This is a genomic window from Streptomyces sp. RB17, from assembly GCF_009604455.1.
Classification (GTDB): Bacteria; Actinomycetota; Actinomycetes; order Streptomycetales; family Streptomycetaceae; genus Streptomyces.
The window spans coordinates 1,353,026-1,378,745 of the sequence record NZ_WEGL01000001.1; the positions used below are offsets into that span (position 1 = coordinate 1,353,026).

The window sequence follows — 25,720 nt, forward strand, 5'->3', positions numbered from 1 at the left end:
CTCACTCCTCCCGGGGCCGGTGCAGCGGCAGCCACCGCTCGGCGTAGGCCACCGCGTCCGCCACCGGGAACAGCCGGGCGTCCGCCGCGCCGACCCTGCCGCGCACGACGGGCCGGTCCCGCTCGAAGTCGTGCCCCAGCTCGTCGAACCGGTCGGAGTCGATCGACACCTCGACCACCGTCTCCCAGCCCCCGCCGGGAGCGGGCCGCCCGACCGCGACGAGCGGCCCGGTTATCCGGTACTCGGCCAGGTGGAAGCTGGTGCAGGAGTCGTAGCCCGCGCCGAGCAGCAGGACCCGCGCGCCCAGCTTCTCCAGCCGGGCCAGCGGGCTGTGCTCGCCGAGCCGGCAGTCGGGGGCGTGGCCGTCGGTGATCTCCCGCGCGCGCGGGCCGAGCGCCGCGAACGAGGTGTGCGGGTGCGCGCTGCGCAGGGCACCCGGCCAGGTCCGTACGGTTTCCGGAACCACGCCGACCCCGCGCGTGGGAGTGGTCAGCGGGTCGTACGGCGGCATGGTGGCCCGGATCCGGTCCCACCACTGCGCGGGCACCGGCGGCCTCGCCCACAGCGCCGGGTCGGACAGCTGGGCCGACTGGGCGGGGACGACGAGGGTGCCGGACGGGCCCAGGGCGTCGAGCAGTCCCTGGACGACCGCCACGGCCCCTCCGTTCACCCATCCGAGGGAGCTGAGCGAGGAGTGGACCAGGAGGGTCTCCCCGGTCTCGACGCCGAGCAGGCGCAGCTGTGCGGCGATCGTGTCGCGCGTGACAAGAGGGCCGGTCGGAAGGGGTGTCGGCATGGTCCGGGAGTCTTCCGGACGGCCCGGTGTGCCGCCACCGATTTGCCTGCTCAGGGGCGTTCGAATGATCGATCAAAGATCGTTTCCGCAGGTCGGATTAGGTATGCCTAAGTGACGCAGGGCACCGGTCGATGATCCGGACGGCGCTTGTCAGGCTCTCCGGAATTACGCAACAATGGCGTTGTGAAAAACGTCGGCGAGGCTCGGGAGACCCCCCTGGGGGCCCCGCAGGAGGAACTCGCGACCGGTGAGCGCTCCACGCGCAACCGCGTCGCGCGCTCCATCCTGGACCACGGCCCGTCGACCGTCGCCGAACTCGCCGGCCGGCTGGGACTGACCCAGGCGGCCGTCCGGCGCCACCTGGACGCACTGGTCGCCGACGACGTCGTGGAGGCCCGCGAACAGCGCGTGTACGGCACGCGTACGCGCGGCCGCCCCGCCAAGGTCTTCTCGCTGACCGACTGCGGCCGGGACGCCTTCGACCAGTCGTACGACAAGCTCGCCGCGGACGCGCTCCGCTGGATCGCCGAGCAGGGCGGCGGCCCCGAGGCGGTCGCCGCCTTCGCCCGCGCCCGGATCGCCGCCCAGGCGAACGCGTACCGCAAGGCGATCGAGGCCGTGAGCCCGGACGAGCGAGCCGAAGCACTGGCCAAGGCCTTGAGCGTCGACGGGTACGCTGCTACGGCGCGCAGCGCACCGGTCGGCGAGCAGCTGTGCCAGCACCACTGCCCGGTGGCCCATGTCGCGGAGCAGTTCCCGCAGCTGTGCGAGGCGGAGACGGAGATCTTCGCCGAGCTGCTGGGAACCCACGTCCAGCGACTGGCGACCATCGCGCACGGCGACGGCGTCTGTACGACGTTCATCCCCAAGATTTCCAAGACCAGCGACAACGCACCTGCAAGCACGGCCGGGAGGAACCCCGCATGACTCTCCCCACGGAGACTGCCCACCCTGAGCTCGAGGGCCTGGGCAAGTACGAATACGGCTGGGCCGACTCCGACGTGGCCGGTGCCTCCGCCAGGCGCGGCCTGAACGAGGAGGTCGTCCGCGACATCTCCGGCAAGAAGTCGGAGCCGGAGTGGATGACCAAGCTGCGCCTGAAGGGCCTGAAGCTCTTCGAGAAGAAGCCGATGCCGAACTGGGGCTCCGACCTCTCGGGCATCGACTTCGACAACATCAAGTACTTCGTGCGCTCCACGGAGAAGCAGGCGGAGTCCTGGGAGGACCTGCCCGAGGACATCAAGAACACCTACGACAAGCTGGGCATCCCGGAGGCCGAGAAGCAGCGCCTGGTCGCCGGTGTCGCCGCCCAGTACGAGTCCGAGGTCGTCTACCACCAGATCCGCGAGGACCTGGAGGAGCAGGGCGTCATCTTCCTCGACACCGACACCGCACTGAAGGAGCACCCGGAGCTCTTCAAGGAGTACTTCGGCACGGTCATCCCGGCCGGTGACAACAAGTTCGCCGCGCTGAACACGGCCGTGTGGTCCGGTGGCTCCTTCATCTACGTGCCGAAGGGCGTGCACGTCGAGATCCCGCTGCAGGCCTACTTCCGGATCAACACGGAGAACATGGGCCAGTTCGAGCGGACCCTGATCATCGTCGACGAGGGTGCCTACGTGCACTACGTCGAGGGTTGTACGGCCCCGATCTACAAGTCGGACTCGCTGCACTCCGCGGTCGTCGAGATCATCGTCAAGAAGAACGCACGCTGCCGCTACACGACCATCCAGAACTGGTCGAACAACGTCTACAACCTGGTCACCAAGCGCGCCGTGGCCTACGAGGGCGCGACCATGGAGTGGATCGACGGCAACATCGGCTCCAAGGTGACGATGAAGTACCCGGCCGTCTACCTGATGGGCGAGCACGCCAAGGGCGAGACCCTGTCCATCGCCTTCGCGGGCGAGGGCCAGCACCAGGACGCCGGTTCCAAGATGGTCCACATGGCGCCGAACACCTCGTCCAACATCGTCTCCAAGTCGGTGGCGCGCGGCGGCGGCCGTACCTCGTACCGCGGCCTGGTCGAGATCGGCGAGGGCGCCGCGGGCTCCAAGTCCAACGTGCTCTGCGACGCGCTGCTGGTCGACACGATCTCCCGCTCCGACACGTACCCCTATGTGGACGTCCGCGAGGACGACGTGTCCATGGGCCACGAGGCGACCGTCTCCAAGGTCTCCGAGGACCAGCTCTTCTACCTGATGAGCCGCGGTCTGACCGAGTTCGAGGCGATGGCGATGATCGTGCGCGGCTTCGTCGAGCCGATCGCCAAGGAGCTGCCGATGGAGTACGCCCTTGAGCTCAACCGGCTGATCGAGCTGCAGATGGAAGGCGCGGTGGGCTAGCCCCCGGCCGCAGTCCCCATCAAGCCACTCACGCAAGAAAGCGAGCACTACGACAGCCATGGCTGAGGCTCAGAACATCCCGGTGGGATCCACCACCGCCGGCCAGATCGCGGTCGCCGCCGAGTCGACCGTCGTCTCGCGCATGAGCGCGCCCCCGTCCTTCGACGTGGCGGACTTCCCGGTCCCGCACGGCCGTGAGGAGGAGTGGCGGTTCACCCCGCTGGAGCGCCTGCGCGGGCTGCACGACGGCACCGCGGTGGCGAACGGCGACGGTGTGAAGGTCGACGTGCAGGCCCCCGAGGGCGTCACCGTCGAGACCGTCGGCCGCGACGACGCGCGGCTCGGCAAGGCGGGCACCCCCGTGGACCGCGTGGCCGCGCAGGCGTACTCCGCCTTCGAGAAGGCCGGCGTGGTGACCGTCCCCAAGGAGACCGTCCTCACCGAGCCGATCCGCATCGCGGTGCACGGCCAGGGCGGCACCGCCTTCGGCCACCAGGTGATCGAGCTGGGCGCCTTCGCCGAGGCCGTCGTGGTCATCGACCACACCGGTGACGCGGTGCTCGCCGCCAACGTCGACTACGTCCTCGGCGACGGCGCCAAGCTGACCGTCGTCTCCGTCCAGGACTGGGACGACAAGGCCGTGCACGTGGCCCAGCACAACGCGCTGGTCGGCCGGGACGCCACCTTCAAGTCGATCGTCGTGACCTTCGGCGGTGACGTGGTCCGCCTGCACCCGCGCGTGACCTACGCCGGCCCCGGCGGCGAGGCCGAGCTGTACGGCCTGTACTTCACCGACGCCGGGCAGCACCAGGAGCACCGCCTCCTGGTCACCCACAACACCCCGCACTGCAAGTCGAACGTCGCGTACAAGGGCGCGCTGCAGGGCGACGACGCGCACGCGGTCTGGATCGGCGACGTGCTCATCGAGGCCACGGCCGAGGGCACGGACACGTACGAGATGAACCGCAACCTGGTCCTCACGGACGGCGCCCGCGTCGACTCGGTGCCGAACCTGGAGATCGAGACCGGCGAGATCGTCGGCGCCGGCCACGCCTCCGCCACCGGCCGCTTCGACGACGAGCAGCTCTTCTACCTGATGGCCCGCGGCATCCCGGAGCACGAGGCCCGCCGCCTGGTGGTCCGCGGCTTCTTCGCCGAGCTGGTCCAGCAGATCGGTGTCACCGACATCGAGGAGCGCCTGCTCGCCAAGATCGAGGAGGAGCTGGAGGCTTCGGTCGCATGACCTTCGTACGCGTCTGCGGGCTGAGCGAGCTGGAGGAGGACACCCCGAAGCGGGTGGAGATCGACAGCACGCCGGTCTCGGTCGTCAAGACCGAGGGCGAGGTGTTCGCGATCCACGACATCTGCTCCCACGCGAACGTCTCGCTCTCCGAGGGCGAGGTGGAGGACTGCCAGATCGAGTGCTGGCTGCACGGCTCCTCCTTCGACCTCCGCACCGGCAAGCCGTCCGGCCTCCCGGCCACGCGCCCCGTCCCCGTATACCCCGTAAAGATCGAAGGGGACGACGTTCTCGTCTCCCTCACCCAGGAGTCCTGAGGCACCCATGGCAACGCTTGAAATCCGAGACCTGCACGTCACCGTCGAGGCCGACAACGCCACGAAGGAGATCCTCAAGGGCGTCGACCTCACCGTGAAGCAGGGCGAGACGCACGCCATCATGGGCCCCAACGGCTCCGGCAAGTCGACCCTCGCCTACTCCCTCGCGGGTCACCCGAAGTACACGATCACCAGCGGCACCGTCACCCTCGACGGCGAGGACGTCCTGGAGATGTCCGTCGACGAGCGCGCCCGCGCCGGCCTGTTCCTGGCGATGCAGTACCCGGTCGAGGTCCCCGGCGTCTCGGTCTCCAACTTCCTGCGCACCTCCGCCACCGCGATCCGTGGCGAGGCACCCAAGCTGCGCACCTGGGTGAAGGAGGTCAAGGAGACCATGGAGCGCCTCAACATGGACCCGTCCTTCGCCGAGCGCAACGTCAACGAGGGCTTCTCCGGCGGTGAGAAGAAGCGCCACGAGATCCTCCAGCTGGAGCTGCTCAAGCCGAAGGTCGCGATCCTGGACGAGACCGACTCCGGCCTGGACGTCGACGCGCTCCGCATCGTCTCCGAGGGCGTCAACCGCGTCCGCGAGACCGGCGAGGTCGGCACCCTGCTGATCACGCACTACACGCGCATCCTGCGCTACATCAAGCCCGACTTCGTCCACGTCTTCTCCGGCGGCCGGATCGTCGAGTCCGGCGGTGCCGAACTCGCCGACAAGCTGGAGGACGAGGGCTACGAGGCATACACGAAGGGTGGCGCATCCGCGTGACACAGCTGCCGGGCCTCCTCGACACCGAGGCGATCCGCAAGGACTTCCCCGTACTGGACCGCGTGGTCCACGACGGCAAGAAGCTCGTGTACCTGGACAACGCGGCGACCTCGCAGAAGCCGCGCCAGGTGCTGGACGCCCTGAGCGAGTACTACGAGCGCTACAACGCCAACGTCCACCGCGGTGTGCATGTGCTCGCCGAGGAGGCCACGGCGCTGTACGAGGGCGCGCGCGACAAGGTCGCCGCGTTCATCAACGCGCCGAGCCGCGACGAGGTGATCTTCACCAAGAACGCCTCCGAGTCGCTGAACCTCGTGGCGAACATGCTGGGCTGGGCCGAGGAGCCCTACCGCGTGGACCACGAGACCGAGATCGTCATCACGGAGATGGAGCACCACTCCAACATCGTGCCGTGGCAGCTGCTCGCGCAGCGCACGGGCGCGAAGCTGAAGTGGTTCGGCCTGACCGACGACGGCCGCCTGGACCTGTCCAACATCGACGAGGTCATCACGGAGAAGACGAAGATCGTCTCCTTCGTGCTGGTGTCGAACATCCTGGGCACGGTCAACCCGGTCGAGGCGATAGTGCGCCGCGCCCAGGAGGTCGGCGCGCTGGTCTGCATCGACGCCTCCCAGGCCGCCCCGCACATGCCGCTGGACGTGCAGGCCCTGCAGGCCGACTTCGTGGCCTTCACCGGTCACAAGATGTGCGGCCCGACGGGCATCGGCGTCCTGTGGGGCCGCCAGGAGCTCCTGGAGGACCTTCCCCCCTTCCTGGGCGGCGGCGAGATGATCGAGACGGTCTCGATGCACTCGTCCACCTACGCCCCCGCGCCGCACAAGTTCGAGGCGGGCACGCCCCCGATCGCGCAGGCGGTCGGCCTGGGCGCGGCGATCGACTACCTCCAGTCGATCGGCATGGACAAGATCCTCGCCCATGAGCACGCGCTGACCGAGTACGCCGTCCAGCGTCTGCAGAAGGTCCCGGACCTGAAGATCATCGGCCCGACCACGGCCGAGGACCGGGGCGCCGCGATCTCCTTCACACTGGGCGACATCCACCCGCACGACGTGGGCCAGGTCCTGGACGAGCAGGGCATCGCGGTCCGCGTCGGCCACCACTGCGCGCGGCCGGTCTGCCTGCGGTACGGAATTCCTGCGACCACGCGAGCGTCGTTCTATCTGTACTCCACGCCGGCCGAGATCGACGCACTGGTCGAGGGGCTGGAGCACGTTCGGAACTTCTTCGGCTGAGGGGCGTGAGCTGAGACCGTGAAGCTGGATTCGATGTACCAGGAAGTCATCCTGGACCACTACAAGAACCCCCACGGGCGTGGTCTGCGGGATGGCGACGCCGAGGTGCACCATGTGAACCCGACATGCGGCGACGAGATCACCCTCCGCGTGAAGTACGACGGCACGCAGATCGCGGACGTCTCGTACGAGGGCCAGGGCTGCTCCATCAGCCAGGCCTCCGCCTCCGTGCTGAACGAGCTGCTGGTCGGCAAGGACCTGACCGAGGCGCAGAAGATCCAGGAGACCTTCCTGGAGCTGATGCAGTCCAAGGGCAGGATCGAGCCGGACGACGCGATGGAGGACATCCTGGAGGACGCGGTCGCGTTCGCCGGTGTCTCCAAGTACCCCGCGCGGGTCAAGTGCGCCCTCCTGAGCTGGATGGCGTGGAAGGACGCGACGGCCCAGGTGCTGGGTGGCGCCGACGCCGAAAGGAAGACGGCATGACCGACACCGTTGAGATGAAGCCGGCATCGGAGGAGGAACTCCGCGAGGCCCTGATGGACGTCGTCGACCCCGAGCTGGGCATCGACGTCGTCAACCTCGGCCTGATCTACGGCATCCACATCGACGACTCCAACGTGGCCACGGTCGACATGACCCTGACCTCGGCGGCCTGCCCGCTGACGGACGTCATCGAGGACCAGGCCAAGTCGGCGACGGACGGCCTCGTCAACGAGCTCCGCATCAACTGGGTCTGGATGCCCCCGTGGGGCCCCGACAAGATCACGGACGACGGTCGCGAGCAGCTTCGGGCGCTCGGGTTCAACGTCTGACACAGAGCCCGTGAAAGGGGCCACGGCCAGGTGCCGTGGCCCCTTTCGCATGCTCGGCCCACCCTGTGTACGACCGTACGCATCCGTTGTGTACGCTCGTACACATGGGATACCTGACACTCGCCGGCGCCATCGCCGCCGAGGTCGCCGCGACGACGGCGATGAAGTACAGCGAGGGATTCAGCCGCTTGTGGCCCTCGCTCGTGACGGCTCTGGGCTACCTCGTCTCCTTCGCGCTGCTCGCCCAGACGCTGAAGACCGTCCAGATCGGCACCGCGTACGCGATCTGGTCCGGCGTCGGCACCGCGACCATCGCCGTCCTCGGGCTGCTGCTGTTCGGGGAGGGGCTCAGCGTCGCCAAGGTCGGCGGGATCCTGCTGATCATCGGGGGAGTGGTCGTGCTGAACCTGGGCGGGGCGAGCCACTGATGCCCCGCCGCTACGACCCCGAGCGACGCCAGCGGATCATCGACGCGGCGCTCCGTGTGGCCGGCCGGGACGGCATCGCCGGGCTGAGCCACCGTACCGTCGCCGCCGAGGCGGACGTCCCGCTCGGCTCCACGACCTACCACTTCGCCACCCTCGACGAGCTGCTGGTGGCCGCCCTCTGCCAGGCCAACGAGGGGTTCGCGCAGGTGCTCGACGCGAGCGGGGTGCCGACGGACTCCGGCGGCGACCTCGCGGCCGGTCTCGCCCGTGTCCTCGGCGAGTGGCTCGGACGGGACCGGTCGGGTGTGGAGCTGGAGTACGAGCTGTATCTCGCGGCCCTGCGCCGCCCCGCCCTGCGTCCGGTGGCTGCCCAGTGGACGGAAGAGACGGCCCAGCGGCTGGCCGCGCGGGTGGACCCGGTGACGGCGCGGGCGCTGGTGGCCCTGTTGGACGGAATCTGTCTGCACGTGCTGCTGACGGGCGGTTCGTACGACGAGGAGTACGCCCGTGCCGTGCTGGCTCGGGTGATCCCCTGAACCCCCGCCCGGCAGGTGAGACGCGGTTCGCCCTCACCGCCCCGCCCACGTTAGGTTTGCCTGCATGACCGACTCTGCTTCCCGCACCACCGGCGCCGTCGCCGCCGGCCTCGCCACCCTCGCCTCCGACGGCACCGTTCTCGACACCTGGTTCCCGGCCCCCGAGCTGGTCGAGGAGCCGGGCCCGGCCGGAACCGAGCGGCTCACCGCCGAGCAGACGGCGGAGCTGCTGGGCGGTGGCGCGACCGCGGCGATCGGCCCGGACGCCCGCCGGGGCGTCGAGGTGGTCGCGGTCCGCACGGTCATCGCCTCGCTGGACGAGAAGCCGATCGACGCGCACGACGTCTATCTGCGTCTGCACCTGCTGTCGCACCGCCTGGTCAAGCCGCACGGCCAGAGCCTGGACGGCATCTTCGGCCACCTCGCCAACGTCGCCTGGACCTCGCTCGGCCCGGTCGCCGTGGACGACATCGAGAAGGTGCGGCTCAACGCCCGCGCCGAGGGCCTGCACCTGCAGGTCACCTCGATCGACAAGTTCCCGCGCATGACGGACTACGTCGCCCCCAAGGGCGTCCGCATCGCCGACGCCGACCGGGTCCGTCTCGGCGCCCACCTCGCCGAGGGCACCACGGTCATGCACGAGGGCTTCGTCAACTTCAACGCCGGCACGCTCGGCACCTCCATGGTCGAGGGCCGGATCTCCGCGGGCGTCGTGGTCGGCAACGGCTCCGACATCGGCGGCGGCGCCTCCACCATGGGCACCCTGTCCGGCGGCGGCAACGTGATCATCTCCATCGGCGAGCGCTGCCTGGTCGGCGCCGAGGCGGGCGTCGGCATCGCGCTCGGCGACGAGTGCGTGGTCGAGGCCGGCCTCTACATCACCGCGGGCACCCGGATCACCATGCCCGACGGCCAGATCGTCAAGGCCCGCGAGCTGAACGGCGCCTCCAACATCCTCTTCCGCCGCAACTCGGTCACCGGTGTGGTCGAGGCACGCCCGAACAACGCGGTCTGGGGCGGCCTGAACGACATCCTGCACAGCCACAACTGATCACCGGCGGCCGTGATTTGCGGCCGCCTCATCGATCAGTGCCCTGACCTGCTGTTGAGCTGTCGGCACCTGTCGACGTTGGTCACCATTGAGCGCCCTTCCACGGCCCGAGGACGGCCCGGAAGGGCGCTCGCGCTTGAGCACCGCACTAGGAGTTCGATCGCTCCCCGGTGCTGCTGGGGCCCGGCCATGCTGGCCATGCCAGACCGCCTAGGAGTGCTGACGTCCGGAGCTGTTGATGTCACTCATGGATGTCAGAACGGCGCAGCCACATGCGCTCACTGGCACGAGATCAACTGCGCTCGATAGCCGCGATACCTGCTTCCGACGAGGATGGGGACCGGGTTTGCGGACCCTTCGTCGCCAGTAATGAGGTGGCTCTGCAGGTCGAGTGGCAGGTGCGGAGTGGATCTGTGATGATACCCGGCCCCCCACCCGGCATCGGGGCGCGGCCGGTTCCGTCAGGCCAGCCGGATGCAGTGGAGGGCGCTTCGGCACATCGGTGATCACATGGCGGTGCGTGAGCTCCACAATTCGGGGAAGACGGTCTGGTCGAGGCCGCGGCGCAGCCATGCGACGGCGTCCGTGCCGTAGTAGCCCGGCTTGGCACCGAAAGTGCGTACCGTCACCGTGAGGTGTCTTTGCAGCCACAGGGTGAAGTGCTCGCTGACCTGGGTCAGTAACTCGCCCAGCGTCCGCAGTTCGGCGAAGGACTCCTCGCGGTATACCCGCACCCATGCCGCCTCGACCTCTGGCCGAGTCACGTATGGTTCGGCAAAGTCGCGGTGAACGACCGACTCGGGCAGCGGCAGCCCTCTGCGCTGCAACAGGGCCAGCACCTCGTCATACAGGCTGGGCGCGCTGAGCGCCTCCTGGAGCCCCTTGTGGATCAGCGGGGTGGACCGGTGCGGCTCCAGCATCTTGGAGGACTTCAGCCCCAGCAGGAACGCCATGTGCCGGTACATGTACGAGTGGACCGAGGAGGACTCGCCCTTTCCCAGTCGGGCCTTGATGGGGTTCCAGTCCGCAGGCGTCATGTCCGCGTAGCTTTCCCAGGTGCCCTCCAGGGCACGCAGATGGCTCACGCTCCGGCGCAGGGTGAGGGAGGCGGCGCAGACGTCGTCGTCACGGACTTCGCGTCGCGCTCGGGCGAGCTCATGGCACAGCAGCCCAAAGTAGAGCTCCATCACCTGCGAGCTCACCACGAAGCCCATGTCGTAGGCGGATTCCGTGGCCGGCCGTTGAAGCGTGTGCAACTGCCGTACCTGGAAGTACTCGATGTATCCGGTGGTGCCGTCGTCGTCACCCGATGTGGCAGACGGTGGACGCAGGTCACGCCAGGATTCGCTGGCCATGAGAAATGCCTCCCTCACAAGAGTCGATGGCGCCGCTCCAGACGGTCCGGGGCATGGCAGACCTATGCAGGAACCCCGAGCACGATCAGCGTATGGGCTGCCTTGCGCTGAGGCATTCGCTGCTGCCCCTGCAGGTCGCTGAGAGAGCCATAGGCGGGAAGCTGGACCACGGTGAGACAGTCTGCATGCAGAAGGGGTGCCCACACAGCACGCGTCGGGCGGCGCGGTTCTATTCGCCGTCTGTCCGATCGGACACGGCTGGTGGGACGCGCACTCAGCACCTGCAGCCGAGCCTGGGCGACGGGACAATAGAGGGGAAGTGCGCGCTCTTGCTCTAAGCTGCGGGGTGATGGTGATGGCGACCCCGACCATGCTGTGGTGGTGGCACCCCAATCCGCTCAGGGCGGCGTATCGACATCGCTGAGCAATGGTTGTTCCTCGCCGCGGGACTATGCGCTGCGGTGGGCAGCCTTCTGACCGGCTTGGTCACGGGGGTCACGACTGCCGGCCGCCTGGATGCGGAACCGGCTGGACAGCATCCGGTGCAGGCGGTTGTTGTGCGGGAGACTGCGGTCCGTGGGTCCGCTATCTCCTCCGGGCGTCTTCCCGTGCGGGCCACGGTGCAGTGGAGGGGGACGAGCGGTGTTCCCTGCACCAGCCGGACCGACGTCGGCGGCGGCGTCGCCGTTCCGGCGTCCTGCTGAGAGTTTTCTCCCGAGGATGACGCTGAGCCTGGGCACCTGGTGGTCGCCCGTCGTCAAAGATCATGAGGGTGTGCGAGAGGGGCCGATGATGTCGTCCGCTGTGACGCCAAGCAGGTCCAGAGCTCCCTGGATCGCGCGGTCGAACGGTTCTACGGACTGTTCAGCGCGCGCCAGTGTGTAGCCCCCTTGGACGACGGCCGCCAGGGCTGCGGCGGTCTGTTCCGGTCGCAGACGCGCCTCCAGTTCGCCGACCGCCCGGGCCTCGGTGATGGCCTCGGTCAGGCATCGGACGAGGACTGAGAAGGTCTCTCGCACTGGCTTCCGCAGCTCGTCGTCGGCGACGATCTCAGGATCACCCGCCAGTCGCCCGACACTGCATCCGCGCAGCACGTCCCGTTCCGACATCAGATAGGCGATGATCCGTCGCAGCCCCGAACCTTCACCGGCGAAGAGGCGGCGAATCTGCGCCTGCATCAGTTCCGCGCTGCGGCGCTCAGCGGCCAGGACCAGGTCCGGCTTTCCCTTGAAGTGGTGGTACATGCTGCCCTGGCCGACGCCCGACCGACGGAGGACCGCTGTCGGGCTCGTCCCTACGTACCCGCGGTCCCATATCAGTTGCCGAGCGCTTTCGATCAGGCGTTCCTTGGCGTCAGAGGATCGTTCCACGATCTCGACCATACATACATGTATGTATGATTGGCAACGTGCGGCGCGTTCGCGCCCTTCTCCACGCCGCTGCGCCCACCTTCAGGGCCCGTGCGGCCATGACTCGTCTAACCGATGGAGGTCTTCATGGCGTACGCGAATTCTGTCGAGATCGTCGAAGCGTTCTGGACGCAAGTATGGAATGCGCATGATCCTGAGAAGGTGGACGACTTCGTCGTGGAGGACTTCGTCGTCACCACCGCTGGCGAGCGCATCGAGGGACGAGAGAACTTCAAGAATTGGATCAGGACCTTCCTCGACCAGGTCGATGACCTGGTCCTGGAAGTCATCGAGACCTTCCAGAACCAGGACGGTAGCCGGGTCGCCTCGCGCTGGCGGGTAAAGGGACGCAACAACGGCGTCCTGGGCACCGAGGCTGACGGGCGCCTGATCTCTTTCACCGGCACTGCGATCTGGGCGGTCCGCGAAGACGGCAAGCTTCTGCACAACTGGGTGGAACGTGCGAGCTGGGAGTTGTACCAGCAACTCACCGCGACGCCCAAGCAAGCCCATTGACACGTGCACGGCAGCCCTTACGGTGTGGACTGACGTGCACGGCTCCCTCACGTCTACTCCCCTGTCCTCGACGCAAGTGGCGGTTGATGCTGGTGGGGCGGGCACCGCGGCTGCGGCCGGTGCGTCCATGGCAGCGCTGGGCGGGACCTGGGCCGTCCACCGCTTGCTGGACCAGCACCGTATGCGGCAGTGGGACAGAGATTGGGAACGGGCTGATACCCGAGCAACCTGAGGTGCCCTGCGGCGTCGCGGCGACTCCGTTCCTGCCACGAAGCGCATCATCGGACCGAACATCGGGGCGGTGAGTGAACCAGTGAAGTACAGGCTCGGAACAGACGATTCCAATGAAGCGAACAGATGGGTCGCCTTCGAATCCAGCACACGCGCCAAGGCGTCGCGCACTGTGGGTGACAGGAACGTCACCGCGTTCAAATCGAGTCGGTAGCCGGTGGCCGCGAGCACATGATCATCAGCGAGCGCCTCGAGACGAGGGCGGTGGAGCGGCTTTGGGCTGGAGCTGCTTTGGCGCGAGTGATCATGGCCCCGTAAGCCGCTACTCCACCACTCTCGGCGCCCTGCGCCAGGAACGCGCCGACTACCGCGCCGCTCAAGAGCACGCTGCCCTCGGCCTGGACGACGTCGAGCCGGACACCGTCCTGGTCCTGGCCGACTGGCAGTACGCCGGCCACGGCCACACCCCCGGCGAATCCGCCCTCGCCGCCACCATCGCCCGCGATCTCCAGCTCAACCGCGAAACCGCCCGCGAAGCCCTACGCGACCAACTCGCCTTGGAAGGAGCCGCAGCATGACCACCGCTACCGCTGAACTGCTGACCGTGCCGGAAGTCATGGTGCGGCTGAAGCTCGGACGCTCGAAGGTCTACGACCTGATCCGCTCGCGTCGCCTGACATCGATCAAGATCGATGGCGCCCGCCGCATTCCCGCCGACGCCGTCCAGGACTTCATCCTCGGCAAGATCGAGGAGGCTGCCTGATGGCCGGTCAGCGCAGGCGCAACCCGAACGGCGCGGGCACCATCACCAAGCGGAAGGACGGCCGCTACCAGTGCGCGGTCTACGTGCTGCAGCCGGACGGCACCCGCGCCCGCAAGTTTGCCTACGGCAAGACCTGGGCCGAGTGCGACGCCAAGCGCCGGGAACTGCTCGACAAGGTCGACCAGGGCGTGCCCGTGCCGACTCGGTCGGCCAAGCTCTCCGAGTGGCTGCCGTACTGGGTGGAGAACGTCATCAAGGCTCGCCGGAAGCTGAGCACGTACGACAAGTACGAGGCGCACGTCCGGCTGTACCTCGTGCCCATGCTTGGCGCCAAGCGGCTCGAATCTCTCAGCGTTCCCGACGTACGCCGGTTCCTCGTGGGCTTGGAGCAGGAGACGACAGCGGCAACGGCCAAAGAGTCGCACCGAGTTCTGCGGTCGGCGCTGTCCTCGGCCTACCGCGAGGAGATGATCACGCGGAACGTCGCCAAGCTCGTCGAGCCTCCCCGCACCGACAGCGGCGAGCTGAAGCCCTGGAGCCTGGACGAGACGCTCGACTTCCTGGCCGCCTCACGTAAGGACCCGCTCTACCGCGGCCTTCGTGCTCGCCATCGCCATGGGCCTCCGCCGGGGCGAGATCGTCGGTCTCCGCTGGTCGGACCTCGACCTCGACAACCGAGTCCTCTACGTCCGCCAGCAGACACAGCGCCGTCGTGGCGTCCTCTACGACGACGACCCCAAGAGCCGTCGTCGCCGTGCCGTCCCGCTGCCCGCGTTGTGCATCGCGCCCCTGCGCTGGCACCGGATGCGGCAGGCGGCGGCTCGGGCGAAAGCGGGGGAGACCTGGCAGGAGTCCGCCTACTGTCTTCACCACCCGCACCGGCCGCCCGGTCCGAGCCGCGCAACCTGTACCGCTCCTTCACCGGCATCGCCCAGCCCGCCGGCCTCCGCGTGATCCGGCTTAGGTCCCCGCGGATTCCGGGTCGGCCGGCATCTCCGGTTCGACCCTGACGACGTGCGCGCATGGGTCAAGTCCCGCATGGAAGGGGCTGCTGCCTGATGGCCGGACACATCCAAGACCGCTGGTACAAGAACGTCTCCGGCCCGGACGGCAAGACGGTCAGGGCCAAGACCGAGCGCTACGGCGTCGGTCATCGCTACCGGGCCCGGTACATCGCCCCGGACGGCTCCGAGAAGTCCAAGAGCTTCCCGGACAAGCAGAAACGCAAGGCAGAAGCCTGGTTGGCCAACATCGAAGCGGACATGTCCCAGGGGCGGTACATCGACCCGACGGCGGGCTCGATCACCTTCGGGCAGTACGTCAAGGACTGGATGGCGGCACTGACGATCGACCCGGTGACGCGCGAGGCCGTTGAGATCCGGCTGAGGGTCCACGCCCTTCCGTACCTCGGTGACCGCCCTATGGGGTCCTTCCGGCCGTTGCACCTGCGTGCCTGGATGCGAGAGCTGGAGGCAACGGGGCGTGCGGCGTCCTACCGGCGGTCGATCTTCGCCAACGTGTCCGCCGTGTTCACGGCCGCCGTGGAAGATCGGATCATCGCCGAGAACCCCTGCCGAGCTCGCTCGGTCCGGGCGCCGTCCCTCGACGGGCGCAAGGTCAAGCCCTGGTCCATCGAGCGCGTGATGGCGGTGCACGACGCACTACCGGATGCCTACCGAGAGATGGTCTCCCTGGGCGCGGGGTGCGGTCTTCGGCAAGGCGAGATCTTCGGCCTGGCCCTCGAAGACGTCGACTTCCTCGGCGGTACGGTCCACGTCGTCCGGCAGGTCAAGATGCTCCGAGGCACCCAGGCGGTCTTCGGCCCGCCCAAGGGAGGCAAGGAACGGCGCGTGCCCTTGCCCGAGACAGTCTCCTTCGCGCTGGCCGCTCACATCACGAAGCATGAGCCGGTTGAGGTCACGCTGCCCTGGAAGACACCGGACGGTCCGCCCGTGACGGCCTCGCTGCTGTTCGTCAATGTCCGGAACAAGGCTCTGGCTGTGCACCGAACTCGCTTCAACCGCTTTGTGTGGCGACCGGCTCTCACATCCGCCGGCATCCCCCTCGGACGCGAGAACGGCATGCACGCTCTTCGCCACTTCTACGCGTCCGTGCTCCTGGACGCGGGGGAGAGCATCAAGGCCCTGAGCGAATATCTCGGCCACCACGACTCCAGCTTCACTCTCCGGACCTACACGCACCTGATGCCGAACAGCGAGGCGCGCACCCGGGCCGCCGTGGATCGCGTCTTCCAGGACCCCGACAGCACCGAGGACGGCCCCGAGACGGCCCAGGGGGCAAGCTAGGCCCCTGACCTGTGTCTTACTCAGAACAGCCACAACTGATCACCGGCGGTTCCGAGCGCCCTCCCACGGCCCCACGGCGGCCCGGGAGGGCGCTCGTGCGTGGGGCGACAACAGCGGTGAGCACCGCATGGCGGAGTGTCCACGTCCATCCGAACGGCCACGGTCGACTCGCCGGTCGCGACCTCAGTGCGGAAGATGAGTGGGATCGCTCGTGCAAGGCGTGAAGGATGGCACATGTCCCCAGGCTTCCCCGGTCGTTCCGGCGGTGGCGGTCAGCCGCAGGGGGCCCGGCTGATGCCCGTCTTGCCAAGGCCCAGCGGTACCGACGTGCGGGAGGAGGAGCGGTGGGCAGCCTGGTCGTCGTAGGAGTGGACGGCTCGTCGTCGAGCCATGCCGCGGTGGTTCAGGCCGCACGGGAGGCCCAGCGTCGCCGGGCGGAGCTGCGGGTGGTGCACGCCTTCAGCTGGCCGGTCGGGCCCATGTACGCGCCGCTGGACCCGTCGCCGCTCAACAGCCTGGCGCACGACGCGGCGCAGGACGCCCGGAGTGTGGCGCCCGAGGTGGAGGTCGGCGAGGCCGTGATGATCGGCGGTGCGGTGTCGGTGCTGGTGGCCGAGTCGCGCGCCGCGGACCTCGTGGTCGTGGGCCGCCGGGGCATCGGGGGCTTCGTCGGCATGCTGCTGGGCTCGACGGCGGTGTCCCTGGCCGCCCACAGCCACTGTCCGGTGCTGGTGGTCCGCGAGGAACAGGCCGGCGCCGGCCCGGTCGTGCTGGCCGTCGACGGCTCGCCCGAAGGTGAGGGGGCGGTCGAATTCGCCTTCGCCGAGGCGGCGTTGCGGGGAACCGGGCTCCATGTCGTGCACGCGTGGCTGCCGGACCATGCGCCGGCCGGTACCGGCGTGGAGAGCGCGGAGCGTCTCCCCGCCCAGGCAGTCGCCGGTCATGGCGAGCGGTATCCGGACGTCACGGTCGGACAGGAAGTGCTGAGCGGCGAAACCCGCGAGGTCCTGATCGAGGCGAGCAGGAACGCCCAGTTGATGGTCGTCGGAGCCAGGGGGCGCGGCGGCTTTTCCGGGATGCTCCTGGGTTCGGTGAGCCAGGCGCTGCTGCACCACGCGCACTGCCCGGTCGCCGTGGTCCGCGGCAAGGCGTGAGCTCCGGTTGCCCGTCCCGGAGACGTCCCGGACCGTGTGAACACGCCTGTCCCGGCACCGGCCGTGGGCCGCGGGGTTCTCGGGTCGCGAGGCGGCTCGGACCTTGCGACAGTGGCAGGAGTGACGGCTGATGCCGGATGCCGGAGCCGATTCGGCCGGCAGCCATCGTCGCGGACGACGGTGGGCCGGGAGGAAGGGCAGGCGCATGAAGGCGTTCGTGATGAAGGAGATCGGCCGGGTCGGCTTCATGGAGAAGCCCGTTCCGGAACCGGGTCCGTGCGACGCGGTGGTCAGGACGACCAGGGCCCTGATCTGCACATCCGATTCCCACACGGTTCAAGGCGGTATCGGCCCGAGACAGAACCTGACGCTGGGTCACGAAGCGGTGGGCACCGTGTATGCCGTGGGCAGCGAGGTGCAGGACTTCCGGCCCGGCGACCGTGTTCTGGTCGGCGCCATCACTCCCGACTGGGGTGACCTGGCCGCTCAGAACGGGTTCCCGTCGCAGTCCGGCGGACCGCTCGGCGGATTCAAGTTCGCGAACCGCAAGGACGGGGTCTTCGCCGACTGCTTCCACGTCAACGACGCTGACGCCAACCTCGCCAGGATCCCGGACGCCATCAGCGACGACGCGGCGGTCTACTGCGCGGACATGATGTCGACCGGATTCATGGGAGCGGAGAAGGGGGACATCCCGATCGGCGGAACCGTGGCCGTCCTCGCGCAAGGACCGGTGGGCCTGATGGCGACGGCGGGAGCCAGGCTCCGCGGCGCCGGCCGGGTCATCGGGGTCGAGTCGGTGCCCAGCAGACAGAAGCTGGCGCGGGAGTACGGCGCCGACGAGATCGTGGACTTCAGCAGCGAGGACGTCGTCGAGCGGATCCACGAGCTGACCGGCGGCCAAGGGGTCGACACCGCCATCGAGGCACTGGGCGCGGACATCACCTTCCAGACCGCCGTGAAGATCACCAAGCCCGGCGGCACCATCTCCAACATCGGTTACTTCGGCGAGGGCGAGTTCATCCGCATCCCCCGCGTCGAGTGGGGCGTGGGCATGGCGGACCAGACGATCGCGACCGGGCTCTGCCCCGGCGGCCGGCTGCGCATGGAACGGCTGCTGCGGGTGCTGGAGGCGAAGCGCCTCGACCCCACGCACATGACCACCCACACGTTCTCCTTCGACGACATGGAGCGGGCCTTCGAGGTCTCGGACAAGAAACTCGAAGACGTCGTGAAGGTGCTGATCACCTTCTAGGCGCCGCGGAAGCGAGAAGCATGTACGATCCCGAGCCCCCGTTCCGCCCGGTCCGCAGGCGGCAGGGCTACCTGCCGCTGGAGGACCTCGGCCTCATCGGGGACGGTTCGACGGCTGCGCTGGTCGGCCTGGACGGCTCGATCCCGTGGATGTGCCTCCCCCGGTTCGACTCCGACCCCCTGTTCTGCGGCCTGCTGGACCACGCACGAGGCGGCCACTTCACCCTCGCGCCGGAGGACCTGGTGGAGGCCCGGCAGCGCTACGAGCCCGACACCGGCGTGCTGACCACGGAGCTGCGCAGTCCCACCGGCCTGGTGCGGGTCACCGACGCGCTGACCGTGCGGACCGGCGCCGACCTCACCGACGACGCTCCGGCCGGGCGGCGCGAACTCGTCCGGACGGCCGTGGTCCTGTCCGGGCACGTCCGACTGCGGGTGGATCTGGAGCCGCGCGGCGGCGGCACCGTGCAGGCGCTGTTCAGCGGCCTGGAACTGAGGCCCGCGCGGCGGCCGGACCTGCGCCTGCACCTGCGCTCCAACCGCCCCCTGACCGGCCTGCACAGCACGCACGACCTGAGGCAGGGCGAACACCTCGACCTCGTGCTGTCCTGGGGCCGCTTCCACCGCCACCACCGGTTCGAGGCCGACGCGACGCTGGCCGACACCGCCGACGCATGGCGGCGCTGGATGAAGCACTTCGACTACTCCGGCCCCCAGGAGGCACTGGTCCGGCGTGCCGCCATCACGTTGAAGCTGTGCGACGACTGGGCCAACGGCGCCGTGGTCGCGGCGCCCACCTCCTCCCTGCCCGCGCCGGTCGGCGGAGTCCGCAACTGGGACTACCGCTACGCCTGGATCCGGGACGCCGCCTACGCCGTGTTCGCCCTGCGGCGCATCGGCTTCACCGGCGAGGCGGACGCCTTCCTCGGTTGGGTCCTCGACGCCGTCGAGCAGAGCCGCAGCCCGCGGATCATGTACAACCTCGACGGCGGCCCCGTACCCGACGAGATCGAGGACCCCGAACTGGAGGGGTACCGGCGCTCCGGCCCGGTGCGATGGGGCAACGGCGCGGCCGACCAGCGCCAGCACGACGTCTACGGCGAGATCCTGGACTGCGCCGACCAGTGGCTGCGCGCCGACCGGTGGCAGCGCCCCGGCAGGCAGGTCGAGCCCGCGCTGTGGGCGGGCCTGGCGGCGCTGGCCGACACCGCGGAGCAGGCGTGGCGCCAGCCGGACCAGGGGATCTGGGAGGTCCGCAGTACGGGCCGGGTGTTCACCTACTCGGCCGGAATGTGCCAGGTGGCCCTGGACCGGGCCGCGGCCATCGGCGAGCGCCTCGGTCTGCCCGGGCCCACAACGGCTTGGCGAGCCTCCGCCGACCGGCTGCGCCGGCTCGTCCTGGAGGAGTCCTGGGACGACGACGCGCGGACGCTGAGCGCACACCTGGACGGCGGCGGCGTCCTCGACGCGAGCCTGCTCGCGCTCCCGCTGCGCCACGTGGTGCCCGCCGACCACCCGCGGATGGCGGCGACCACCACGGCCGTCGCCGAACGCCTGTCGGCCGGTGACGGCCTGCTCTACCGCTATCTGCACGAGGAGTCGCCCGACGGGCTGCCCGGAGACGAGGGCGCCTTCGTGCTGTGCAGCTTCTGGCTGGCCGACAACCTGACCGCCCAGGGCAGGCTCGACGAGGCCGAGCAGGTGTACGCCTCGCTGTGTGCCCGTACGAGCCCGCTGGGGCTGCTGCCGGAACAGATCGACCCCACCTCTGGAGAGTTCATGGGCAACTTCCCCCAGGCGTTCAGCCATATCGGGATCATCGCCAGCGGCGTGAACCTCGCGCGGGCGAGGGCAGGTGCTCGGGCATGATCGACCGGCTCGCCGTCTTCGGCGCCACGGGCGATCTCACCGCCCGCTATCTGCTGCCGGCCCTGGCCGCCCTGCGGGCCGCGGGACGGATCGGCGACGGCTTCCGGCTGACCGGCGCGAGCCGGGAGCGCTGGGGCACCGACCGGTTCCGCGACTGGTGCGCCGACCAGCTCGACCGCCACGGCGGCGCCTGCCCCGCCGATGCGAGAAGGGCCGTCGTGGCCTCGGCCCGCTACCGGCAGGCCGACGTCACCGACCCCGCGGACGTCGCCGCAGTCGTCGCGGGCGACGAACCGATCGCTGTGTACCTCGCCCTTCCCCCGGCGCTCTTCCCGCACATGGTCACCGCCCTGCACGAGGCGGGCCTGCCGCCGGGCAGCCGGCTCGTGCTGGAGAAGCCGTTCGGCGAGGACCTGGCGAGCGCGCGCGAGCTGAACCGGCTGCTCGCCGGTCTCGTGCCCGAGCAGGCCGTGTTCCGGGTCGACCACTTCCTGGCCATGACGACCGTGCAGAACGTGCTCGGAAGCCGGCTCGCCAACCGGGTGCTGGAGCCCATCTGGAACAGCACCCACATCGCGGAAGTGGAGATCGTCTGGGACGAGACGCTCGCCCTGGAGGGCCGGGCCGGCTACTACGACGGCGTCGGCGCGCTGAAGGACATGCTGCAGAACCACCTGCTGCAGTTGCTGTGCCTGGTGGCCATGGAACCCCCGATCACCCTCGGTGAACGGGACCTGCGGGACCGGAAGGTCGACGTGCTGCGGTCCGTGCGGCTTCTCACCGACTACGACGTCCTGCACCGCACGCGCCGCGCACGCTACCTGTCCGGCCGGATCGGCGAGCACGCCGTCCCCGCATACGTCGACGAGGAGGGCGTGGACCCCGGGCGGCGCACGGAGACCTTCGCCGAGGTCGAACTGGAACTGGACAGCTGGCGCTGGTCCGGGACGACGTTCCGGCTGCGCAGCGGCAAGGCGCTGGGACAGGACCGCAAGGAGGTCGCGGTGCGCTTCCGCGCCGTGCCCCACCTGCCCTTCGGCCACGAGGGAGAGGCCCTGCCCAACGTGCTGCGCTTCGGCCTGGAGCCCGAAGGGATGACCCTCGACATGACCGGCATCGGCGCCCGCGCCCAGGCCCTCACCCAGCTCTCGCTGACGGCACGGATGGAACCGCCCGACCTGCCCGCCTACGGCCGGCTCCTGCTGGACGTCATGAAGGGTGATCCGGCGCTGTCCATCCGCGGCGACGAGGCCGAGGAGTCATGGCGGGTCCTGACACCCGTCCTGAGCGCCTGGGAAAGGAACACGGTCCCGCTGGAGGAGTATCCGGCCGGCTCCGGCGGACCACCTCCCCGGCCGCACGAGGGCGCACAACGGCGGCGCAGCGACATGCTGCATCCCGAAGCGCTGCCGGACGATGGGCACCACTGAGCGTCGATCCCCGTGCGTCGTGGTCACGGGCGTCGCAGGGATCGGCAAGACGACGGTGGCTCGCCTGCTGGCGCAGCGGCTCGGCGTGCCCTTCGCGGACGGCGACGACTTCCACTCCCCGGCCGGCATCGCCAAGATGTCGGCCGGCACGCCGCTCGACGACACCGACCGTCTGCCCTGGCTGGAGTCCATCGGCCGCTGGCTGCACGAGCGTGACGTGGCGGGCACCGGTGCGGTGGTCGCATGTTCCGCACTCAGGCGGCGTTACCGGGACGTCCTGCGGGCGGCCTGCCCGGGCGCCTTCTTCCTGCACCTGACGTCCGACCGCGAGCTGCTGGCGGACCGGCTCGACCGGCGCACCGGCCACTTCATGCCGGGCTCGCTCCTCGACTCGCAACTGGCCACGCTGGAACCCCTGGAACCGGACGAGCACGGAGCCGAGCTCGACGCGACCCCGGCTCCCGACACCCTCGCCGACCTGGCGGCAGATCTGCTGGCGCGTCGGCTGTAGTGACGTCGGCCGACGTGTCGGCATGACGAGGGGTGCCCCTCAGGCCGACACGTCGGCCGCGAACTCCGCCAGCGTCCTGAGGTCGCTCTCGCGCAGCCCGGTGCGCGGGTCGACGTGGTGGAGGAGGGCAGGCCCGGGGTGATGCGCGCGCACGTACGCGGTGTCGGCCGCGCTCTGCTCGTCGTCCACCCAGGCGAACGGGCGGCCGTCGGCGTACGCCACGATTGCCTCCGTCTTCCAGTGCACGCCGTCGGGCCGCTCGGCGAACAGGCCGGTGCCGAAGTCGACGTACGGCAGCCCGGGCAGCCCGACGACCGGGGCGATCCAGACGTTGGCCTCGGCCATCCAGGTCGTCGCCCAGCACAGGTCGTAGCCGAGCCGGAGCAGGGCCGGGCCGTGGTCGGGGTTCAGCCAGACCCGCAGCGGGCGCCGCGAGAACCCGGGCACCCGGATCGTCGTATATCCCGCAGGCCGGCGTTCGGGCCGGGCCGCGTACGGATTGAACGGGCCGTCGACGTCCAGGAACAGCAGGGGGCGGCTCACGGGGACACCGTACGGCAGGGTGAGGGGCCGCTCGCCGGAAATTTCGACCGCAGATCAGCCCGCCATGAGTTCCTCGTACCGAGCCAGCAGGTCGTCGGACGCCTCGTGGCCGGCGGGGAGCAGGGGGGCGCGCACCGGGCCCGCGGGCAGGCCGAGCCGGGTGAGCAGGGCCTTGGCGGTGACCGTGCCGGGCAGGCCGGCGCCCGTCATCGCCTCGGTCAACGGCGTGACCCGCAGCTGGAGTTGGCGCGCGCGGGAGGTCTCGCCCGCGTCGAAGGCGTCGAGGATCGCGGCGATCCGGCCGGGCACGGCGTTCGCGACCGTGCTCACACAGCCCGCCGCGCCGACCGCGTACAGCGCCAGTACGTGCTCGTCGCAGCCCGCGTAGTACGCCAGGTCCGTGTGGGCCAGCACCTTCTGGGTGCCGAGGAAGTCGTAGGAGCAGTCCTTGACGGCCACGATCCGCGGGTGGGCGGCGAGGCGGATGATCGTCTCCGGTTCGATCCGGGTGCCGGTGCGGCCCGGGATGTCGTAGAGCATCACGGGCAGCGCGCTCGCGTCGGCGACCGTGCGGAAGTGCGCCTCGACCGCCTGCTGCGGCGGCCGGCTGTAGTAGGGCGTCACCACCAGCACGCCGTCGGCGCCCGCCTTCTCGGCGGCCAGGGACAGTTCGACGGTGTGCCGGGTGTCGGCGCTGCCCACGCCCGCGACGAGGGGCACCCGGTCGCCGACGGACTCCCGGACGGCCGCGAGCAGTTCCTGCTTCTCCGCGTCCGTGGTGGTGGGCGATTCGCCCGTGGTGCCGTTCAGCACCAGGCCGTCGCAGCCCTCGGCCACCAGGTGTGCGGCCAGCTTCTGGGCGCCGTCCAGGTCGAGGGTGCCGTTCTCGGTGAACGGCGTGATCATCGCGCAGAGGGTGCGGCCGAAGGGGTGGGTGGTGGGGTGTGAGGTCGTCATAGGGGTAGTCTCGGCACGCCCATGGTGAAGCTCTACTTAATTCCTCTACAGCATATTGTTAAGGATTGCTGATGTGTGGGGCGAGGCGGTGGGTGGAGGTCCTGTGTCCAACTCGGGCTCTCATGGGTCACTATGGCCGGAGGGGCACCGACGTCTGTCATGGGAGGCGCCATGAAGCTCGGCAAGGCACTGGCCACCGGAGTCGTGGAGGAGCGGCCGGTCGTTCGGGAAGAGGAGGCTGAGGGGCTGGTCGCCGAGGAGGCTGCCGCCTGCGTCGCCTCTGTAGAACCGGACGAGCCGGTCCGCGAAGAGGTCCCGGCCGTCCGATGAGGCTGCGGCTCCCGGCGGAACGTCCGACGGAGCCGCCGACCGGATACAAGATCGCCCACCCGGTGCTGTCCCAGGACGGCACCCGGGCCGGGTTCACGGGTGTGTCGCTCGGCGGCGCGCTGCCGTACGCCGTGCTCGACGACGCCTCCTGCGTCTACGGCCGCAGGCACCGACCGCCGGCCCGGTTGTGCGACTGCGGCTTCCACTGTGTGCACGACCGCAGTGCCGCCGAGGCCATGTTGTGCACCGCCGAGCACCGGGCCGCCCTGCTGCTGGAGGTCTCCGTGCTCGGCGCCTACATCCGCTTCGAGCGCGGGTTTCGTTATGCCCGGCAGCGGGTGCGTGTGGCTGTCGCCGGACCGTGCGGTTGTGGCGCCGCTGCTGTCGCGCTCGCCGATGCCGGGTGGGGCAGGCCCGGCTGGCGGGCCCTCGTGCCCGTCTGTGCCGGGTGTGTGCGGGGCCGTACGTCCGTCTCGCTCGCCGGGTTCGCCCGGCTGGCCGGGCAGGGGGTGCGGGTGGTGGCGCGGGGCGGGGGTGCCGGGTTTCCCGACGTCGGGTCCGGTGGGGCGGCGGCCGGGGCGGGGTTGGGGGTGCCCGAACTCGTCGCGGAGGCCGCGCTGTTGCAGGCGCGACTCGACTGGTTCCAGAGTCAGCTCGCGCGGCTGGGGGAGCGCGGCGGCGGGGGTGCCGAGCGGGACTGACCGTCTGCGGGCCGGGTACCCGAATGTGCGGGTGCGTGGGTGCAGTGCCTGCGGGCCCGTGCGGGTGCGTCGTGGCTGGGGTCGCGCCTACGGTGGTGTGTGAGTCGGTGCCGCGCCGGGGTGGTGTCCGTCCTCGGTCCGGTGGGCTGTTCGTTGCGTGGTGCGGGGAGTTTTCGCCGGCCGCTGCGGGCGGACACCACCCGCGACGTCCCCTCCCCGCCGTGCGCGGCCTCAGCAGGCATCACGCTCAGCGCAAGATCAGGGAAGGGGCACACCGATGAAGCACAGGGTTACGCACCGATCGGGCGCCAAGGGGCCCGACGAGCTGCGGCAGCAGATCGAGCACACCAGGCACCAACTCGGGCACACCGTCGCCCAGTTGGTCGGCAAGGCCGATGTGAAGGGCCGGGCGCGGGTGCGGGCCGCCGACCTGAGGGACAAGGCCGGTGCCATGACGGTGCAGCTGCGCGTCAGCGCCGCCCACGCCGGCCACGGCATGCAGGACAGGGCCTCCAGGGCCGGTCATGTCGTCCAGGGCGGTGTGGCCCAGGCGGGTCACGCGGTGCAGGGCAAGGCTGCGCGGGTGGGGCATGCGGTGCAGGGGCGGGCCGCGCATGCCGGGCATACGGCGCAGGGGCGGGCGAGTCGTGCTGGGCACGTCGTGCAGGGGCGGGGCGGGCGCGCCGGGCATGCCGCCGTGCCTCAGCCCCTGCGGGGTGCGTTGCGGGCGGGCATGCGTCATCCGGGGCCGGTCCTCGCGGTGGGGGTGCTGGGTGCGGCCGTGGTGGCGGCGGGTGTCGTCTGGCGTAGGCAGCATCACTGAGAAGCGCGGTGGTGG

The 25,720-nt window shown here is 69.7% G+C and carries 27 protein-coding genes and 3 pseudogenes; 25 read left to right on the forward strand and 5 right to left on the reverse strand.

The window, feature by feature from the left end:
- Nucleotide 1: 1 nt before the first annotated feature.
- A complete protein-coding gene (locus SRB17_RS06190) occupies nucleotides 2-796 on the reverse strand; it encodes an aminoglycoside N(3)-acetyltransferase (protein ID WP_153535168.1) in 795 nt (264 codons plus the stop codon).
- A 183-nt stretch (nucleotides 797-979) separates the two neighbouring features.
- On the opposite strand from SRB17_RS06190, the gene SRB17_RS06195 reads away from it, so the two are divergent.
- From SRB17_RS06195 to dapD, 11 genes are all read left to right on the forward strand, one after another.
- The gene (locus SRB17_RS06195; protein ID WP_323375063.1) at nucleotides 980-1,723 is read left to right on the forward strand and encodes a metalloregulator ArsR/SmtB family transcription factor; all 744 of its coding nucleotides are present in this window, start codon (nucleotides 980-982) and stop codon (nucleotides 1,721-1,723) included.
- Nucleotides 1,720-3,141, forward strand: coding sequence for a Fe-S cluster assembly protein SufB (gene sufB / locus SRB17_RS06200; RefSeq protein WP_069781546.1), 1,422 nt, complete (start codon nucleotides 1,720-1,722; stop codon nucleotides 3,139-3,141). The genes SRB17_RS06195 and sufB overlap by 4 nt, the downstream gene beginning before the upstream one ends.
- A gap of 58 nt (nucleotides 3,142-3,199) precedes the next feature.
- Entirely contained in the window at nucleotides 3,200-4,384 is a 1,185-nt protein-coding gene (gene sufD / locus SRB17_RS06205; protein ID WP_153535173.1) for a Fe-S cluster assembly protein SufD, read from the forward strand.
- A complete protein-coding gene (locus SRB17_RS06210; protein ID WP_153535175.1) occupies nucleotides 4,381-4,698 on the forward strand; it encodes a bifunctional 3-phenylpropionate/cinnamic acid dioxygenase ferredoxin subunit in 318 nt (105 codons plus the stop codon). Before sufD ends, SRB17_RS06210 begins: the two co-directional genes overlap by 4 nt.
- Nucleotides 4,699-4,705: 7 nt before the next feature.
- Nucleotides 4,706-5,470, forward strand: coding sequence for a Fe-S cluster assembly ATPase SufC (sufC, locus tag SRB17_RS06215; RefSeq protein WP_153535177.1), 765 nt, complete (start codon nucleotides 4,706-4,708; stop codon nucleotides 5,468-5,470).
- Entirely contained in the window at nucleotides 5,467-6,723 is a 1,257-nt protein-coding gene (locus tag SRB17_RS06220; protein ID WP_323375064.1) for a cysteine desulfurase, read from the forward strand. The genes sufC and SRB17_RS06220 overlap by 4 nt, the downstream gene beginning before the upstream one ends.
- Before the next feature lie 18 nt (nucleotides 6,724-6,741).
- On the forward strand, nucleotides 6,742-7,209 hold the full coding sequence (gene sufU, locus SRB17_RS06225; protein WP_323375065.1) for a Fe-S cluster assembly sulfur transfer protein SufU: 468 nt from the start codon (nucleotides 6,742-6,744) through the stop codon (nucleotides 7,207-7,209).
- Entirely contained in the window at nucleotides 7,206-7,538 is a 333-nt protein-coding gene (locus tag SRB17_RS06230; RefSeq protein ID WP_153535181.1) for a metal-sulfur cluster assembly factor, read from the forward strand. The genes sufU and SRB17_RS06230 overlap by 4 nt, the downstream gene beginning before the upstream one ends.
- Nucleotides 7,539-7,642: 104 nt before the next feature.
- Complete coding sequence (locus SRB17_RS06235) at nucleotides 7,643-7,966, forward strand: DMT family transporter (protein WP_153535183.1); 324 nt, start codon at nucleotides 7,643-7,645, stop codon at nucleotides 7,964-7,966.
- Nucleotides 7,966-8,502: a TetR/AcrR family transcriptional regulator gene (locus SRB17_RS06240; RefSeq protein ID WP_153535185.1), complete on the forward strand. Its 537-nt coding sequence runs from the start codon at nucleotides 7,966-7,968 to the stop codon at nucleotides 8,500-8,502. Before SRB17_RS06235 ends, SRB17_RS06240 begins: the two co-directional genes overlap by 1 nt.
- Nucleotides 8,503-8,566: 64 nt before the next feature.
- Nucleotides 8,567-9,553, forward strand: coding sequence for a 2,3,4,5-tetrahydropyridine-2,6-dicarboxylate N-succinyltransferase (dapD, locus tag SRB17_RS06245; RefSeq protein ID WP_153535187.1), 987 nt, complete (start codon nucleotides 8,567-8,569; stop codon nucleotides 9,551-9,553).
- Between the two features lie 506 nt (nucleotides 9,554-10,059).
- Here dapD and SRB17_RS06250 read toward each other — a convergent pair.
- The gene (locus SRB17_RS06250; protein WP_153535189.1) at nucleotides 10,060-10,908 is read right to left on the reverse strand and encodes a tryptophan 2,3-dioxygenase; all 849 of its coding nucleotides are present in this window, start codon (nucleotides 10,906-10,908) and stop codon (nucleotides 10,060-10,062) included.
- 764 nt (nucleotides 10,909-11,672) lie between these two features.
- On the reverse strand, nucleotides 11,673-12,290 hold the full coding sequence (locus SRB17_RS06255) for a TetR/AcrR family transcriptional regulator (protein ID WP_153535191.1): 618 nt from the start codon (nucleotides 12,288-12,290) through the stop codon (nucleotides 11,673-11,675).
- A 114-nt stretch (nucleotides 12,291-12,404) separates the two neighbouring features.
- Between SRB17_RS06255 and SRB17_RS06260 the strand changes: the two genes are divergently transcribed.
- The 11 genes and pseudogenes from SRB17_RS06260 (at nucleotide 12,405) to SRB17_RS06310 (ending at nucleotide 22,351) form a co-directional block, all read left to right on the forward strand.
- Nucleotides 12,405-12,833, forward strand: coding sequence for an ester cyclase (locus tag SRB17_RS06260; RefSeq protein WP_153535193.1), 429 nt, complete (start codon nucleotides 12,405-12,407; stop codon nucleotides 12,831-12,833).
- Nucleotides 12,834-13,384: 551 nt separating this feature from the next.
- Nucleotides 13,385-13,642: pseudogene (locus SRB17_RS06265) on the forward strand (replication initiator); the annotation flags it as partial.
- Nucleotides 13,639-13,827: a helix-turn-helix domain-containing protein gene (locus tag SRB17_RS06270; RefSeq protein ID WP_153535195.1), complete on the forward strand. Its 189-nt coding sequence runs from the start codon at nucleotides 13,639-13,641 to the stop codon at nucleotides 13,825-13,827. The pseudogene SRB17_RS06265 and the gene SRB17_RS06270, both read left to right, overlap by 4 nt.
- A pseudogene (locus SRB17_RS06275) lies at nucleotides 13,827-14,801 on the forward strand (site-specific integrase); the annotation flags it as partial. The gene SRB17_RS06270 and the pseudogene SRB17_RS06275, both read left to right, overlap by 1 nt.
- Nucleotides 14,791-14,886 (forward strand): annotated as a pseudogene (locus tag SRB17_RS46000) (DNA-binding protein); the annotation flags it as partial. The pseudogenes SRB17_RS06275 and SRB17_RS46000, both read left to right, overlap by 11 nt.
- Nucleotides 14,886-16,133 (forward strand): tyrosine-type recombinase/integrase, encoded by a 1,248-nt coding sequence (locus SRB17_RS06285; RefSeq protein ID WP_153535197.1) that lies wholly within the window; start codon nucleotides 14,886-14,888, stop codon nucleotides 16,131-16,133. The pseudogene SRB17_RS46000 and the gene SRB17_RS06285, both read left to right, overlap by 1 nt.
- 344 nt (nucleotides 16,134-16,477) lie before the next feature.
- The gene (locus SRB17_RS06290) at nucleotides 16,478-17,287 is read left to right on the forward strand and encodes a universal stress protein (RefSeq protein ID WP_323375066.1); all 810 of its coding nucleotides are present in this window, start codon (nucleotides 16,478-16,480) and stop codon (nucleotides 17,285-17,287) included.
- Nucleotides 17,288-17,492: 205 nt separating this feature from the next.
- The gene (locus tag SRB17_RS06295) at nucleotides 17,493-18,542 is read left to right on the forward strand and encodes an NAD(P)-dependent alcohol dehydrogenase (protein ID WP_153535201.1); all 1,050 of its coding nucleotides are present in this window, start codon (nucleotides 17,493-17,495) and stop codon (nucleotides 18,540-18,542) included.
- A 20-nt stretch (nucleotides 18,543-18,562) separates the two neighbouring features.
- Nucleotides 18,563-20,410: a glycoside hydrolase family 15 protein gene (locus SRB17_RS06300; RefSeq protein ID WP_153535203.1), complete on the forward strand. Its 1,848-nt coding sequence runs from the start codon at nucleotides 18,563-18,565 to the stop codon at nucleotides 20,408-20,410.
- A complete protein-coding gene (locus SRB17_RS06305) occupies nucleotides 20,407-21,840 on the forward strand; it encodes a glucose-6-phosphate dehydrogenase (protein ID WP_153535205.1) in 1,434 nt (477 codons plus the stop codon). Before SRB17_RS06300 ends, SRB17_RS06305 begins: the two co-directional genes overlap by 4 nt.
- The gene (locus SRB17_RS06310; protein ID WP_153535207.1) at nucleotides 21,827-22,351 is read left to right on the forward strand and encodes a gluconokinase; all 525 of its coding nucleotides are present in this window, start codon (nucleotides 21,827-21,829) and stop codon (nucleotides 22,349-22,351) included. The genes SRB17_RS06305 and SRB17_RS06310 overlap by 14 nt, the downstream gene beginning before the upstream one ends.
- A 39-nt stretch (nucleotides 22,352-22,390) precedes the next feature.
- Here SRB17_RS06310 and SRB17_RS06315 read toward each other — a convergent pair whose 3' ends face one another.
- Together SRB17_RS06315 and dapA are read right to left on the reverse strand one after the other, a co-directional pair.
- Nucleotides 22,391-22,894 carry a hypothetical protein gene (locus SRB17_RS06315; RefSeq protein WP_323375067.1) on the reverse strand — a complete coding sequence of 168 codons (504 nt, stop codon included), beginning with the start codon at nucleotides 22,892-22,894 and terminating at the stop codon, nucleotides 22,391-22,393.
- 54 nt (nucleotides 22,895-22,948) lie between these two features.
- Complete coding sequence (gene dapA, locus SRB17_RS06320) at nucleotides 22,949-23,851, reverse strand: 4-hydroxy-tetrahydrodipicolinate synthase (RefSeq protein ID WP_153535211.1); 903 nt, start codon at nucleotides 23,849-23,851, stop codon at nucleotides 22,949-22,951.
- Nucleotides 23,852-24,022: 171 nt separating this feature from the next.
- Between dapA and SRB17_RS45335 the strand changes: the two genes are divergently transcribed.
- The 3 genes from SRB17_RS45335 (at nucleotide 24,023) to SRB17_RS06330 (ending at nucleotide 25,705) form a co-directional block, all read left to right on the forward strand.
- The gene (locus SRB17_RS45335) at nucleotides 24,023-24,181 is read left to right on the forward strand and encodes a hypothetical protein (protein ID WP_194293911.1); all 159 of its coding nucleotides are present in this window, start codon (nucleotides 24,023-24,025) and stop codon (nucleotides 24,179-24,181) included.
- Nucleotides 24,178-24,882 carry a hypothetical protein gene (locus SRB17_RS06325; RefSeq protein WP_153535213.1) on the forward strand — a complete coding sequence of 235 codons (705 nt, stop codon included), beginning with the start codon at nucleotides 24,178-24,180 and terminating at the stop codon, nucleotides 24,880-24,882. Before SRB17_RS45335 ends, SRB17_RS06325 begins: the two co-directional genes overlap by 4 nt.
- Before the next feature lie 277 nt (nucleotides 24,883-25,159).
- Nucleotides 25,160-25,705 (forward strand): DUF3618 domain-containing protein, encoded by a 546-nt coding sequence (locus SRB17_RS06330; RefSeq protein ID WP_153535215.1) that lies wholly within the window; start codon nucleotides 25,160-25,162, stop codon nucleotides 25,703-25,705.
- Nucleotides 25,706-25,720 lie beyond the last annotated feature (15 nt).

Coding starts and splice junctions, on each gene's coding strand:
- SRB17_RS06240 (WP_153535185.1), top strand. CDS start 7,966: ATGCCCCGCCGCTACGACCCCGAGCGACGCCAGCGGATCATCGACGCG.
- SRB17_RS06300 (WP_153535203.1), top strand. CDS start 18,563: ATGTACGATCCCGAGCCCCCGTTCCGCCCGGTCCGCAGGCGGCAGGGC.
- sufD (WP_153535173.1), top strand. CDS start 3,200: ATGGCTGAGGCTCAGAACATCCCGGTGGGATCCACCACCGCCGGCCAG.
- sufB (WP_069781546.1), top strand. CDS start 1,720: ATGACTCTCCCCACGGAGACTGCCCACCCTGAGCTCGAGGGCCTGGGC.
- SRB17_RS06330 (WP_153535215.1), top strand. CDS start 25,160: ATGAAGCACAGGGTTACGCACCGATCGGGCGCCAAGGGGCCCGACGAG.
- SRB17_RS06295 (WP_153535201.1), top strand. CDS start 17,493: ATGAAGGCGTTCGTGATGAAGGAGATCGGCCGGGTCGGCTTCATGGAG.
- SRB17_RS06270 (WP_153535195.1), top strand. CDS start 13,639: ATGACCACCGCTACCGCTGAACTGCTGACCGTGCCGGAAGTCATGGTG.
- dapD (WP_153535187.1), top strand. CDS start 8,567: ATGACCGACTCTGCTTCCCGCACCACCGGCGCCGTCGCCGCCGGCCTC.
- SRB17_RS06230 (WP_153535181.1), top strand. CDS start 7,206: ATGACCGACACCGTTGAGATGAAGCCGGCATCGGAGGAGGAACTCCGC.
- SRB17_RS06250 (WP_153535189.1), bottom strand. CDS start 10,908: ATGGCCAGCGAATCCTGGCGTGACCTGCGTCCACCGTCTGCCACATCG.
- SRB17_RS06260 (WP_153535193.1), top strand. CDS start 12,405: ATGGCGTACGCGAATTCTGTCGAGATCGTCGAAGCGTTCTGGACGCAA.
- SRB17_RS06210 (WP_153535175.1), top strand. CDS start 4,381: ATGACCTTCGTACGCGTCTGCGGGCTGAGCGAGCTGGAGGAGGACACC.
- SRB17_RS45335 (WP_194293911.1), top strand. CDS start 24,023: ATGAAGCTCGGCAAGGCACTGGCCACCGGAGTCGTGGAGGAGCGGCCG.
- dapA (WP_153535211.1), bottom strand. CDS start 23,851: ATGACGACCTCACACCCCACCACCCACCCCTTCGGCCGCACCCTCTGC.
- SRB17_RS06325 (WP_153535213.1), top strand. CDS start 24,178: ATGAGGCTGCGGCTCCCGGCGGAACGTCCGACGGAGCCGCCGACCGGA.
- SRB17_RS06190 (WP_153535168.1), bottom strand. CDS start 796: ATGCCGACACCCCTTCCGACCGGCCCTCTTGTCACGCGCGACACGATC.
- SRB17_RS06235 (WP_153535183.1), top strand. CDS start 7,643: ATGGGATACCTGACACTCGCCGGCGCCATCGCCGCCGAGGTCGCCGCG.
- SRB17_RS06285 (WP_153535197.1), top strand. CDS start 14,886: ATGGCCGGACACATCCAAGACCGCTGGTACAAGAACGTCTCCGGCCCG.
- SRB17_RS06310 (WP_153535207.1), top strand. CDS start 21,827: ATGGGCACCACTGAGCGTCGATCCCCGTGCGTCGTGGTCACGGGCGTC.
- sufC (WP_153535177.1), top strand. CDS start 4,706: ATGGCAACGCTTGAAATCCGAGACCTGCACGTCACCGTCGAGGCCGAC.
- SRB17_RS06305 (WP_153535205.1), top strand. CDS start 20,407: ATGATCGACCGGCTCGCCGTCTTCGGCGCCACGGGCGATCTCACCGCC.
- SRB17_RS06255 (WP_153535191.1), bottom strand. CDS start 12,290: ATGGTCGAGATCGTGGAACGATCCTCTGACGCCAAGGAACGCCTGATC.